Source organism: Hydrogenophaga sp. R2, assembly GCF_049843595.1.
GTDB lineage: Bacteria > Pseudomonadota > Gammaproteobacteria > Burkholderiales > Burkholderiaceae_C > Hydrogenophaga.
This window is the reverse complement of sequence record NZ_JBBHZN010000001.1, coordinates 240,316-252,147: the sequence shown is the minus strand read 5'-3', so window position 1 is coordinate 252,147 and position 11,832 is coordinate 240,316. Positions and strand designations below refer to the sequence as shown.

13 protein-coding genes are annotated in these 11,832 nt (G+C 69.4%); 9 read left to right on the top strand and 4 right to left on the bottom strand.

The window, feature by feature from the left end; translation table 11 throughout:
• The first annotated feature begins 8 nt into the window (after positions 1 to 8).
• Entirely contained in the window at positions 9 to 1,130 is a 1,122-nt protein-coding gene (locus tag WD026_RS01250; RefSeq protein ID WP_425721847.1) for a helix-turn-helix domain-containing protein, read from the top strand.
• A gap of 12 nt (positions 1,131 to 1,142) precedes the next feature.
• Here WD026_RS01250 and WD026_RS01245 read toward each other — a convergent pair whose 3' ends face one another.
• Both WD026_RS01245 and pedF read right to left on the bottom strand, forming a co-directional pair.
• Positions 1,143 to 2,036: an ABC transporter permease gene (locus WD026_RS01245; RefSeq protein ID WP_425721846.1), complete on the bottom strand. Its 894-nt coding sequence runs from the start codon at positions 2,034 to 2,036 to the stop codon at positions 1,143 to 1,145.
• A gap of 15 nt (positions 2,037 to 2,051) precedes the next feature.
• A complete protein-coding gene (pedF, locus tag WD026_RS01240; RefSeq protein WP_425723178.1) occupies positions 2,052 to 2,495 on the bottom strand; it encodes a cytochrome c-550 PedF in 444 nt (147 codons plus the stop codon).
• Between the two features lie 437 nt (positions 2,496 to 2,932).
• Here pedF and WD026_RS01235 point away from each other — a divergent pair, with 437 nt between their 5' ends.
• The gene (locus WD026_RS01235; protein WP_425721845.1) at positions 2,933 to 5,059 is read left to right on the top strand and encodes a sigma-54-dependent Fis family transcriptional regulator; all 2,127 of its coding nucleotides are present in this window, start codon (positions 2,933 to 2,935) and stop codon (positions 5,057 to 5,059) included.
• Here WD026_RS01235 and WD026_RS01230 read toward each other — a convergent pair.
• Together WD026_RS01230 and WD026_RS01225 are read right to left on the bottom strand one after the other, a co-directional pair.
• Positions 5,036 to 6,031, bottom strand: coding sequence for an MBL fold metallo-hydrolase (locus tag WD026_RS01230; RefSeq protein ID WP_425721844.1), 996 nt, complete (start codon positions 6,029 to 6,031; stop codon positions 5,036 to 5,038). The two genes, WD026_RS01235 and WD026_RS01230, sit on opposite strands and share 24 nt — an antisense overlap.
• Positions 6,028 to 7,053: an alpha/beta fold hydrolase gene (locus WD026_RS01225; RefSeq protein ID WP_425721843.1), complete on the bottom strand. Its 1,026-nt coding sequence runs from the start codon at positions 7,051 to 7,053 to the stop codon at positions 6,028 to 6,030. Before WD026_RS01225 ends, WD026_RS01230 begins: the two co-directional genes overlap by 4 nt.
• 145 nt (positions 7,054 to 7,198) lie before the next feature.
• On the opposite strand from WD026_RS01225, the gene pqqA reads away from it, so the two are divergent.
• The 7 genes from pqqA (at position 7,199) to WD026_RS01190 (ending at position 11,821) form a co-directional block, all read left to right on the top strand.
• Positions 7,199 to 7,273, top strand: a complete 75-nt coding sequence (pqqA, locus tag WD026_RS01220; RefSeq protein WP_086121059.1) for a pyrroloquinoline quinone precursor peptide PqqA — start codon at positions 7,199 to 7,201, stop codon at positions 7,271 to 7,273.
• 108 nt (positions 7,274 to 7,381) lie between these two features.
• A complete protein-coding gene (gene pqqB, locus WD026_RS01215; RefSeq protein ID WP_425721842.1) occupies positions 7,382 to 8,299 on the top strand; it encodes a pyrroloquinoline quinone biosynthesis protein PqqB in 918 nt (305 codons plus the stop codon).
• A 12-nt stretch (positions 8,300 to 8,311) separates the two neighbouring features.
• Positions 8,312 to 9,043 carry a pyrroloquinoline-quinone synthase PqqC gene (gene pqqC, locus WD026_RS01210; protein WP_425721841.1) on the top strand — a complete coding sequence of 244 codons (732 nt, stop codon included), beginning with the start codon at positions 8,312 to 8,314 and terminating at the stop codon, positions 9,041 to 9,043.
• A 2-nt stretch (positions 9,044 to 9,045) separates the two neighbouring features.
• The gene (gene pqqD / locus WD026_RS01205) at positions 9,046 to 9,336 is read left to right on the top strand and encodes a pyrroloquinoline quinone biosynthesis peptide chaperone PqqD (protein ID WP_425721840.1); all 291 of its coding nucleotides are present in this window, start codon (positions 9,046 to 9,048) and stop codon (positions 9,334 to 9,336) included.
• Positions 9,302 to 10,471, top strand: a complete 1,170-nt coding sequence (pqqE, locus tag WD026_RS01200) for a pyrroloquinoline quinone biosynthesis protein PqqE (protein ID WP_425721839.1) — start codon at positions 9,302 to 9,304, stop codon at positions 10,469 to 10,471. Before pqqD ends, pqqE begins: the two co-directional genes overlap by 35 nt.
• Positions 10,468 to 11,235 carry a hypothetical protein gene (locus tag WD026_RS01195; RefSeq protein WP_425721838.1) on the top strand — a complete coding sequence of 256 codons (768 nt, stop codon included), beginning with the start codon at positions 10,468 to 10,470 and terminating at the stop codon, positions 11,233 to 11,235. The genes pqqE and WD026_RS01195 overlap by 4 nt, the downstream gene beginning before the upstream one ends.
• Positions 11,210 to 11,821: a hypothetical protein gene (locus WD026_RS01190; RefSeq protein WP_425721837.1), complete on the top strand. Its 612-nt coding sequence runs from the start codon at positions 11,210 to 11,212 to the stop codon at positions 11,819 to 11,821. The genes WD026_RS01195 and WD026_RS01190 overlap by 26 nt, the downstream gene beginning before the upstream one ends.
• The last annotated feature ends 11 nt before the right edge of the window (positions 11,822 to 11,832 follow it).

Here is an 11,832-nt window from a genome sequence, read left to right as displayed (position 1 = left end):
CCAGCACCGTGAGCCTGAACACCCCCTTGCAGACCGGCGCGGCACCGCGCCTGAGCCAGATCGAACAGGCCCGCCTGGCCGCGCTGCACGCCGGCGAATTGCAGGGCGCCAGCCACCTGGCGCCCTGGGTCCAGCGCTCCTGGCAGCGCTGCCTGTCCATGGGCATGGACCCGGCCCGCAGCATCAGCTTCGAGGCGGTCAGCCAGTCGCGCATACGGCACCTGCAGGAAGCCAACCAGCCACTGCTCAAGGCGGCGGCGCCCGTGATCCGCTCGCTCTCGCGGGCCATGGCCAACACCCGTTACTTCGCCATCCTCACCGACGCCCAGGGCGTGGTGATCGACGTGAACGGCCCGGTGGACCGGCAGGACCCGCGCGCTGCCGACATCGCCCGGGTGGGCGTGGACCTGTCGGAGCGGGCCGTGGGCACCACCGCCATCGGCGCCACCCTGACCGAGCTGCAGCCGGTCTGGCTGCACCGGGGCGAACACTTCTTTGAATCGAACAGCGTCTACAGCTGCGCGGGTGCGCCCATCTGGGGGCCGGACGGCCGCTGCGTGGGCATGCTCGACCTGACCGGCATCCATGTGCCCGAACAACCCGCCCTCAAGCACCTGGTGGCCCAGTCGGCGCGCAGCATCGAGAACGCTTTGACGCTTTCCATGCCGCATGCGCTCATGCTGCGCATGAACTGGCCGGGCCGGGTGCTGGGCGACGACAACGACGGCCTGCTGTGCCTGGACGAGGACGGCCTGATCACCGCACTCAACCGCCCGGCCGCCGACATGCTGGACATCCCGCCCGGGGTGGAACCCGGCCACTGCACCCAGCACTTTGCGGTGCCCATGCAGGCCCTGTTCGATGCCGGACGCCACCAGGCGCCCGCCACCGAGATTCCGCTGTGGTCGGGCCTGCGGCTGCAGGTGCTGGCGCAGGGCGACCGGCCTGCCCGCTCCACCGCCCGTTCGGCCACCGGCGCGCACGCGGTGCCGCTCAAGGACATCGAGACCGCCCTGATCCGCAAGGCGGTGGACGATGCCCGGGGCAATGTGATGGACGCGGCCCGGGCGCTGGGCATCAGCCGCGCCACGGTCTACCGCAAGCTGGGGGCCGGGCGCGCCAGGCGCTGAACCCGGACCCGCTCAGGGCGCGGTGAGCGTGAGCCCGTGCTTCTGGAAGATGGCCAGCAGCTCGCCGCTGCTGCGCAGCTGGGCCAGGGCGCCTTCCAGGGCCAGACCCAGTTCCTTGTGTTCGGCCTTGATGGCCATGCCCACGGTCCAGCCGGTGTCGGGCACGCCCGGCAGCGACAGCGGCGAGAGGCGGATGTTGCCGGGCTTGATGCCGGCGGCGAACAGCGCCGATTCGGCCTGGGCGCGGGTCACGTAGGCGGCGGCCGCCTTGCCTTCGATCACGGCCTTCACCGCGTCCTGCCCGGTGGCGTGGATGCCCACCTGCGAGCGCAGCAGACCACCGCCGTAGCCCATGAGGGCGCTGGCCGCACCGGCGCCACGCTCGGCCGCCAGCACCTGGCCCTTGAGGTCGTCGGCCGACTGCACATCGGCGATCTTGCGGGTGTCGTGGGCCAGCACCAGCTGCTGGCGCATGTAGGGCGCCAGCACGATGACCTGGCGGTTGCGCTGCATCAGGTAGCGGTCCACCGGCACCTGCATCATCACGTCGGCCGGGCCGTAGCCCAGGTAGTGCCCGCGCCACACCATGTTGCGCAGGTCGTCGTTCATGTTCTCGCCCGCATCGAAGGGCAGCAGCGCCAGGCGCAGGCCCATCTTCGCAGCCAGGGCCTCGGCGATCGACACGTCCAGGCCGGTCACGGCATTGGCCGGGCCGTCGGAGAACGGGGCGTTGTCCTTGTAGACCGCCACCTTGAGCGCGCCACTGGCCTTGATGCGGGCCAGGTCGGTCAGCTCGGTCTGGGCGGCAGCGGTACCCAGGGTGCCGGCCAGGCCGGTGGCCACGAACGCGCCGACGGCCGCCAGTGCGGTGCGCCGGCTCGGGGCTGCAGGGGGAATGCGGTTCATGCGGGTGTCTCCGGCTCAGGGCTCGCGGCGGGTCTCGATGTAGGTGCGGATGGCCCAGATGGCTTCCTGGGTCAGCGTGCCCTCGAAGGGCGGCATGTAGACACGACCGTCGCGCACGCGGCCCCGGCGCACGGTGGCCATGTAGAAGTCGTCCATCTCCTTGAAGCAGGCGGCCTTCTTGGCGGCATCGGCCAGGCCGGTGCAGTCGCCGTCGAACTTGCGCAGGTCCGGCGCGATACCGCCCGAGATGGCTTCCAGGCCATGGCAGCGGGCGCAGTTCTGGTTGTAGGCCGAGGTGCCGATGCGCAGGGCTTCCTTCTGGGCCGGGCCGGTGCTGTAGGGGTTGGCGTCCAGCCACTTGGTGCCGAGCTGCGGCAGGGTGCTGGTGTCCACGGCCTGCGGGGTCACGTCGCCGTGGGCCCATGCGGCATGCACGGCCAGACCCAGGACGGCGGCCATCAGGCCACGCAGCAGGCGGGAAGAAACAGGGGTGTTCATGGGGCAAGGTCTCCGGGTGTTCTGAAGAGAGAGAAGAAAACGTTCTGCCGGCCCGGTCTGCAAGAAGCAGGCCACCGTCAGGGCGTCTCAGGCTGGTTCAGATAGGCGCCGGCACCCGCCACCCAGTGTTCCAAATTGAACCACCTCGCCAGCGCGAACACCGCACGGCAGCGTGGCCGGCTCCTTGCTACGCCCGTGGCACGAGGGAAAAGGCATCAAAACGTGACAGCCTGCTCCATACCGGGATTGCCCGTGTTGATGGCTGGCACACATATGAAGAGAATCTCATGAACGATAGCGACCACCAGCCCCGGGACAGGGGCGCTGCCACACCGGCAGACGACGAGCGCTGGGTGGGGGACTACTGGGGTGGTCTGCCACCGGAACCAGGAGACCACATGAGCGCAGCCATCTACCCGCACTCAGGGAACCGTGCGGCCGGATCGGGGGAGGCAATCTCCCCGGTGCGGGCGAGCGTGGGCGCCGCAGCACCTCAGGAGGCGGCCGAACTCATCCACCAGTCGCACCGGCGGTCGCAGGCCTTCGGCATCGCGGCCAACGACGAACCCGACTTCTCCAGCCCGCGCAAGGGCGAGTTCAGCGATGTGCTGGCCGAGAACCGCTTCCTGTTCCAGCACGCGGCACCGGTCATGGAGACGCTCTACGACCAGATCGTCAACACCCACAGCATGGTGCTGCTGACCTCGGCCAAGGGCCTGGTGCTGCATTCGCTGGGCGACACCGACTTTCTGGAGAAGGCCTCGCGCGTGGCGCTCATGCCCGGCATGGACTGGTCGGAGCGCACCAAGGGGACCAACGCCATCGGCACCGCACTCACCGAGGAAGAAGCCCTCACGGTGCACGGCAACCAGCACTACCTGGACGCCAACAAGTTCCTCACCTGCTCGGCCTCGCCGATCTTCGATCCGTACGGCCAGGTGATCGGTGCCCTGGACGTGACCGGTGACCAGCGCAGCTACCACCAGCACACGCTGGCGCTGGTGCGCATGTCGGCCCAGATGATCGAGAACCACATGTTCGCCGACATCTTTCCGCAGGCCATCCGCATCCACTTCCACACCCGCTCCGAGTTCCTGGGCACGCTGGTCGAAGGCATTGCGGTGTTCTCGCAGGAGGGGCGTTTCCTCTCGGCCAACCGCAGCGCGCAGTTCCAGTTCGGCCTGCCGTTCTCGGCGCTCAAGGCGCACACCTTCTCGTCGCTGTTCGGCATTCCGGTGTCCTCGCTGATCGACCTCTTCAGCGGCGCCATGACCAACCCCAAGCAGCTGGTCATGCACAACGGCGTGTCGGTGTGGTGTCGGGCCCGCATCAAGGCCGCGCACCCGTGGTCGGCCAGCGCCACCGGCGCACCGGCGCAGGACGCGCCCGTCTCGGCGCAGCCCGAGGCCGCCAGCGCAACGGCGGCCCCGGTGCAACCGGCACCCGCTGCGGCGCCGCGCAAACCCAACTTCTCGTCGCTGCAGTACCTCAACACCGGCGACCCGCAGGTGGCCTCGGTCATCCACAAGCTGCGCATGGTGTCGGGCCGCGACATCCCGGTGATGATCCTGGGCGAGACCGGCACCGGCAAGGACCTGCTGGCCCAGGCCATCCACGGCGATTCGCCGCGCCATGCCCAGCCCTTCGTGTCGGTGAACTGCGCCTCCATCCCCGAAACCCTGATCGAGTCCGAACTCTTCGGCTACGAGGAAGGCGCCTTCACCGGTGCGCGCAAGAAGGGCGCCATCGGCAAGATCCAGCAGGCCCACGGCGGCACGCTGTTCCTGGACGAGATCGGCGACATGCCCAAGCACCTGCAGGCCCGCCTGCTGCGCGTGCTGCAGGAGCGCAAGGTGAGCCCGCTGGGTGCCGGCAAGGAAGTGGACGTGGACGTGGCGGTGGTGTGCGCCACGCACAAGAACCTCAAGGACATGATCGCGCGCGGTGACTTCCGCGAAGACCTGTACTACCGCCTCAATGGCCTGGTGGTGCGGCTGCCTGCGCTGCGCGAGCGGACCGACTTCGAGCTGGTGGTGCGCAAGATCCTGGGCACCCTGTGCGAGAACGGCCGCGAGATCGGCATTGCACCCGACGTGATGGCGCTGTTCCAGCGCTACCCCTGGCCGGGCAACTTCCGCCAGCTGCACAACCTGCTGCGCACCGCCGTGGTGATGGTGGGCTGCGACGGCGTGATCACCCGCGACCACCTGCCGGACGACTTTGTCGAGGAGCTGGCGCAGATCGACGCGGCCACGCCGGCTGGCGGCCCGACCACGGTCACCGCCGCAGCAACACCGGCCACCCCGGCGTCTTCGCAGGCCGCGCCCGACGTGCCACCGGCAGCGGTGGCCGAACCGGCCGCAGCCCCCGAAGTGCACAGCCTGCAGGACGTGGCCCTGCAGGCCATGGCCCAGATGCTGCGGCTGCACAAGGGCAATGTGTCGGCGGCCGCCAAGGCGCTGGGCGTGTCGCGCAACACCATCTACCGCAAGAAGGACCTGCTACCGCCCGACCTGCTCCAGTGAGCCGGACGGCGCCGGCACACGGTCCATCCACACCGGCTCCAGCTCGCGCCAGGCACGCTGGGTGTTGAAGCCCTGGCGCGACTGGAAACCGGCCCAGCCGGCCCATTCGTCCATGCGCACCGCCTGCAGCTCGCCGGCGTGGCGGCCGGCGTCCATGGCGGCCAGCACGCGGTCGTGCAGGGCCTGCAGGTAGCGGCGGGTGGACGCCAGCATCCGCACATCGCCCACCCGGGAGGCCACCACCCAGCGCGGCTGGCGTTGCTGCAGGCGATCCAGCGCCTGCAGCCACTGCAGCACGCTGCCCTGGGCCAGCTCGGGCAATCGACCGTCGTAGGCCAGGCCGCCGGCCCACAGCACGCGCTGCTCGGGCAGCCACAGCACCAGATCGCTGGCGGTGTGGCCCTGCTCGGTGCCCAGCACCTGCAGCTGCAGGCGACCCACGGAAATCAGGTCGCCGTCGCTCAGCACCCGCTGCGGCCACACGATGGTGGTGCCGGCCATGGCCTCTGCACCGGCGCGCTCGGTGAGCGAGGCCAGGCAGTCGGGGCAGCGGGCCACCATGGCCTCGCGTGTGCCGGCGTTGGCCGCAACGGACCGGTCGGCAAAGGCGGCGTTGGCCAGCACGTTCTCGGCATGCGCATGGGTGTTGACCACGCCGACCACCGTGGCCTGAAAGCGGCAGGCCACCGAGGCCCGCACCCGCAGGCCATGCAGCAGTCCGGGGCCGGGGTCGATGACCAGTGCCTCGTTGCCATCCACCACCAGCGAGGTCGGCGCCACATGACCGCCATTGAACCGGGAGACCTCCTGGTTGGCGCCCTCCCACACCCACACACCCGGGGCCAGCGCGCGCCAGGGCACCGGATCGGCCTGCGCGCAGGGCGGCTGGGCTGCGGGCTCCGCCCGGGCCGGTGCGGCCAGCAGGCACAGCAGGCACAGCAGGCACAGCAGCACCGGCCGCCAGACGTTCATGGGCGCACCACCCGCTGCAAGGCAGCACGGGTGGCCGGCTCGTGCCCCAGGTGGCCGGCCAGCGTGAGGTGCAGCTGCACCGCACCACCGTGCCGCATACCCAGGGCGGCCCAGCGACGGCTGTTGTCGGGCGGGCAGACCGCATCGAAGGCGCCGTGCACCCAGGTCACCGGCACCCCGCGCTGCGCCAGCTGCACCACGGCACGGTCCAGCGCGGCGGGCCGCACACCGGCACGCCCTTGCAGCACCGCCGTCTGCACCCGGAATCTCTGCCAGGCCGCACGGTCGCTGCGCGAGCGTTGCGGGCGCTCCAGCAGTGCGGTAGCGCGCCGCCAGCGGCGCTGCAGGGCGGCCGCTTCGCGCGCCACCGCGGGCGCATGGGGGGCCTGTGCCCGGCGCGCATGCAGCAGGCTGCGGCGCATGCCCTGCCAGGCCAGGGCCTGTTCGCGCAGACCCCAGCGTCGCAGTGCGCGCAGCGATGCAACAGACGGTGTTGCAGATTGAAGCAGCCGGTTCAGCTGGGACAGCGCCTGCACCGTGGACACGCCCTGCGGCAGCGGCGCGGCGTTGTGCGCCGACCTCGGGGTTTTCCCGGGGCGGCAGTGCGGGATGAACACGTTGTCGAGTTCGCGCCGGGTGAGTGCGAAGGCGCCGCGCAGCACCAGGCGCTGCACACGGTCGGTGTAAGTAGCCGCATACAGCAGGGCCAGCACCGTGCCCCACGACCCCGCCAGCACCGACCAGCGCTGCACCCCCAGGTGGCGGCGCAGGTCTTCGAGCTCGGACACCAGCGTGGCTGCGGTCTGCGCGGCGGTGGTGCCACGCGGGCGCGAGGCGCCGCTGCCGCGCTGATCGGGCATGAAGGCCCGTTGCCGGGCCGGATCGATGGCCTGCCACAGGCCGGCGTTGCCGCCGGTGCCGGGGCCGCCATGGATGACCAGCCAGGCCTCGCCCTCAGGGTTTCCCCGCGCCTTCCAGGCCATGCGGCCGCCGCGCCGCAACGGCAGGGGGCGCGGGTTCAACCCCACAGCGGGGTCGGACGTCACCGGCGCGACCGGCTGCGCGCTTGAGGTGGCATCAATATTGCGGTACATGTTCGGGTCTGGCAGCAATTCGGTTGCCGGATCAGCAGACATGTTTCATGCCAACCCACTCAGGAGACTGAAGATGCAATGGACGACCCCCGCCTTCACCGACATGCGTTTCGGTTTTGAAATCACGATGTACATCGCCAACCGCTGATAGCGGGCGTTGTGATCGCAAGCGCACGGGTGCAAACGCGTGCGCTTTTTTATTGCCTGAGCGGGTCCCTTTCATGGACCCATTCTGACCGTTGTTGTGACTGCTGACATGCGCATCCGGGTTCTGGGTTCTTCGGCCGGCGGGGGCTTCCCCCAATGGAACTGCAACTGTGCCAACTGCGCCGGTGTCCGCGCCGGCACCCTGAATGCGAAGCCGCGCACGCAGTCGTCGATTGCGGTGAGCGCCAACGGAACCGACTGGCTGCTGGTGAATGCCTCGCCCGACGTGCTCCAGCAGATCCGCGACAACCCCGAGCTGCAACCGGCCCGCGCGGTGCGCGACACCGGCATTGCCGCCGTGCTGCTGATGGACGCCCAGATCGACCACGTGACCGGCCTGCTGATGCTGCGCGAGCGCAGCACGCCGCTGCCGCTGCTGGCCACGCCCGAGGTGTTCTCCGACATCTCCAACGGCTTCCCCATCACCCGCATCCTGTCGCACTACTGCGGCGTGGCCACCACCGAGCTGCCCATCGACGGCTCGGCCCTGCCGGTGCCGGGCCTGCCGGGCGTGGAGGTGCAGACCGTGGCGCTGGCCTCGCAGCCGCCGCCGTATTCGCCCTTCCGCGGCAAGCCGCGCCCCGGCGACAACGTGGGCCTGCTGCTGAACAACCCGGCCACCGGCGCACGGGTGTTCTATGCCCCGGGCCTGGGCGCCATCTCTGACGAGCTGCTGGCCCTCATGGCGGGCTGCAGCGTGGTGCTGGTGGACGGCACCTTCTGGACCGAGGACGAGATGATCCGCAACGGCCTGTCGAAGAAGCCGGCGGCCGAGATGGGCCACCTGCCACAGAGCGGCCCGGGCGGCATGATCGAGGTGCTGGACCGGCTGCCGCGCAGCGTGCGCAAGGTGCTCATCCACATCAACAACACCAACCCCATGCTGGTGGAAGACTCGCCCGAACGCGCCCTGCTCACGCAGCACGGCATCGAGGTGGCCTTCGACGGCATGGACATCGCGTTCTGATCTTTCCTCGACATGGACATTGCCCGCACCCCCCTGCCCGACCCGTCGCTGCCCGCCTGGAGCCGCGAGGAGTTCGAGGCCCAGCTGCGTGCCAAGGGCCGCGCGTACCACATCCACCACCCGTTCAATGTGCGCATGAATGCGGGCGGCTGCACGCCCGACGAGCTGCGCTGCTGGGTGGCCAACCGCTTCTATTACCAGATCTGCATCCCGCGCAAGGACGCCGCCATCCTGGCCAACATGCCGGACCGCGAGCACCGCCGCCTGTGGGTGGAGCGCATCCTCGACCACGACGGCCACGGCGACTTTGAAGGATCGAGTGCCGGCGGCATCGAGGCCTGGACCCGCCTGGGCGAGGCCGTGGGCATCTCGCGCGAGCAGCTGTGGTCGCTGCAGGGCGTGGTGCCGGCGGTGCGCTTCGCCTGCGATGCGTATGTGAACTTCGCCGCCACTGCACCGTGGCAGGAAGCGGTGTGCTCGTCGCTGACCGAGATGTTCGCGCCCCAGATCCACAAGGACCGCCTGGCCACCTGGCCCACGCACTACCCCTGGATCAACGAGGAAGGCCTGAGCTATTTCCGCAAGCGCATCCCGCTGGCCGGGCGCGACGTGGACCACGGCCTGCGTGTCACGCTGGACCACTTCACCACGCGTGCGGCCCAGCACCGCGCGCTCGACATCCTGCAATTCAAGCTCGACATCCTGTGGACCATGCTCGACGCCATCGAAAAGGCGTGCCAGTGACCATGAACGATCAGACCGCCGATCAACAACAGACCGACCTGCCCGAGCGCCCGCGCCTCTCTCGCCGCTTCCGCCTGCAGTACGAAGAAGCGCAGCTGCGCCACGTGCTGCTCTACCCCGAGGGCATGGTGCAGCTCAACGACACCGCCGCCGAGATCCTCAAGCGCTGCAAGGGCGAACACACGCTCGACGAGATCGTGGCCGACCTGGAAGCCGCCTTCCGCGTGCAGGGCATCGGCCCGCAGGTGCGCAACCTGCTTGAAGAAGGCATGCGCCGTGGCTGGATCGAGTGACGTGGTGAAGCTGGCCGAGCGGCCGGTGGGACAGCCGCTGTGGCTGCTGGCCGAGCTCACCTACAAGTGCCCGCTGCACTGCGTGTTCTGCTACAACCCCACGCAGCACGCGCAGGTGAACAACGAGCTCACCACCGCGCAGTGGGTGGACGTGATGCAGCAGGCGCGCAAGCTGGGCGCGGCCCAGCTGGGCTTCTCGGGCGGCGAGCCGCTGCTGCGCGACGACCTGGAAGACCTGGTGGCCGAGGCCCACCGCCTGGGTTACTACACCAACCTCATCACCTCGGGCGTGGGCCTGACCGAAGCGCGGGCCCAGCGCCTGAAGGACGCCGGTCTGGACCATGTGCAGCTCTCGTTCCAGGACAGCACGCGCGAGCTCAACGACTTCCTGAGCCACACCAGGACCTTCGAGCTCAAGCAGAAGGTGGCGCGCATCATCAAGCAGCACGACTGGCCCATGGTGCTCAACTGCGTGCTGCACCGGCACAACCTGCCGCATGTGGACAAGATCATCGAGATGGCACTGGCGCTGGATGCCGAGTACCTGGAACTGGCCAACACCCAGTACTACGGCTGGGCCTGGGTCAACCGCGACCAGCTCATGCCCACCCGCGAACAGCTGCAGGAGGCCGAGGCGGTGGTCAACCGCTACCGCGAGCAGATCGGCAACCGCTGCCGCCTGCTCTTTGTGGTGCCCGACTATTTCGAGGAACGGCCCAAGGCCTGCATGAACGGCTGGGGTGCGGTGTTCCTGTCGGTGGCACCCGACGGCCTGGCCATGCCCTGCCACAACGCGCGCAACCTGCCCGGCCTGGCCCTGCCCAACGTGACCACCACGCCGCTGGCCGAGATCTGGCACAAGAGCCAGGCCTTCAATGCCTACCGCGGCGAAGACTGGATGCAGGAGCCCTGCCGCAGCTGCGACGAGCGCCACAAGGACTTCGGCGGCTGCCGCTGCCAGGCCTTCCAGATCGTGGGCGATGCCGCCGCCACCGACCCGGTGTGCAGCAAGAGCCCGCACCACGACAAGGTGGTGAACCTGGTCCGCCAGGCACCCAGCCGGCGCGAGATCCCCATCGTGTTCCGCAGCGACGCGAACTCGCGCGCGCTGCACCCTTCGGCAGACACCCGGTGAGCAGCACCGCCCACCATCGCATGCTGGGCGCAGCGGTGGTGCACCGGCTGCCGGGCCTGCGGCGCAGCCCCTTTGCGCTGGAGCGGGCCGAGAACGGCCTGTTCCTGCTCTGGCTGGCGTACATGGGCCTGCTGCTGCTGGCCAGCTACCTGCTGTGGCGCGCCGGCGCCTGGCACCGGCTGGTGGCGGCCGACCCCACCTTCCTCACCGTGGCCATCACGCTGCTGTTCTTCGGCTGTTCGATCTGGGCCGGGCGGCGGGCCTGGGTGCTGGGGCAGCAACGTCAGCAGCTCGATGTGTGGATCGCCCAGGGCGCGCCCAGCGGCGCCGGCCCGGACTGGGCCGAGGAATACCGGCACGGCTGCTCGGCCCCCGGCGCGGACCGCGGCACCTGGATGCAGGTGCTGGGCGAACGCGCCCATGGCCCGCACGAGATGGCCTGGTGGCTCAACGGCATCCAGCTCAAGCTGGGCCTGCTGGGCAAGGTGATCGGCTTCTCCATCCTGGCGCTGCAGCTGGGCGACATGCAGAGCTTCGACGCCAGCCAGTCGAGCCAGCTGCTCAAGAGCCTCACCGGCGGCCTGGGCATTGCCCTGCTGACCACCGTGACGGGGCTGACCGGCAACATCCTGCTGGGCCTGCAGCTCATGCGGCTGGACCGTTTTGCCGATGCGCTGGTGGCCGACACGCTGGCCAGCGCCGAACTGCATCCGTCTTCCACCGACACCGGAGCGAGTCATGGCCATCGGCCGCCCGGTGCGTGACACCGAGACCGATCCGTTCTACGACATGTTGTTCAACATGTTGATCGCGTTCGTCTTCTGCTTCGTCATCGCCCTGCTGGCCTTCAACCCCAAGTCGCGCAAGGCCGGCGACATACCGGCCAAGGCCGAATTCATCATCACCATCAGCTGGCCCGACGGCAACCCGAACGACATCGACGCCTGGGTCAACGAGCCCAGCGGCAAGACCCTGTGGTTCCGCCAGCGCGACGCCGGCCTGCTCCACCTGGACCGCGATGACCGGGGCGAGAAGAACAGCAGCGTGCTGGTGAACGGCCGCGTGGTGAGCAGCCCCATCCGCCAGGAGATCGTCACCGTGCGCGGCGTGGCGCCGGGCGAGTACGTGGTGAATGCCCATTACTACGACAGCCGCGACCAGCAGCCGGTGGACGTGTCGGTGAGCGTGGTGAAGGTCAACCCCGAAGCCCAGATCGTCTTCACCGGCACGCAGCAGATTCCCCGCAAGGGCGACGAACGCACCCTGGTGCGCTTCACGCTGGACGACAGCGGCAGCGTGACCGACATCAACACCCGTCCGCTGACCATCGTGCAGCGCACCGGCCTCTGACCATGACACCT

Bases quoted from the DNA above. Each gene is read 5' to 3' on its own strand.
- WD026_RS01230 (WP_425721844.1), bottom strand. From the start codon at position 6,031: ATGAACGTCTGGCGGCCGGTGCTGCTGTGCCTGCTGTGCCTGCTGTGC.
- pqqD (WP_425721840.1), top strand. From the start codon at position 9,046: ATGAACGATCAGACCGCCGATCAACAACAGACCGACCTGCCCGAGCGC.
- WD026_RS01190 (WP_425721837.1), top strand. From the start codon at position 11,210: ATGGCCATCGGCCGCCCGGTGCGTGACACCGAGACCGATCCGTTCTAC.
- pqqB (WP_425721842.1), top strand. From the start codon at position 7,382: ATGCGCATCCGGGTTCTGGGTTCTTCGGCCGGCGGGGGCTTCCCCCAA.
- pqqC (WP_425721841.1), top strand. From the start codon at position 8,312: ATGGACATTGCCCGCACCCCCCTGCCCGACCCGTCGCTGCCCGCCTGG.
- WD026_RS01245 (WP_425721846.1), bottom strand. From the start codon at position 2,036: ATGAACCGCATTCCCCCTGCAGCCCCGAGCCGGCGCACCGCACTGGCG.
- pedF (WP_425723178.1), bottom strand. From the start codon at position 2,495: ATGGCCGCCGTCCTGGGTCTGGCCGTGCATGCCGCATGGGCCCACGGC.
- WD026_RS01235 (WP_425721845.1), top strand. From the start codon at position 2,933: ATGAGCGCAGCCATCTACCCGCACTCAGGGAACCGTGCGGCCGGATCG.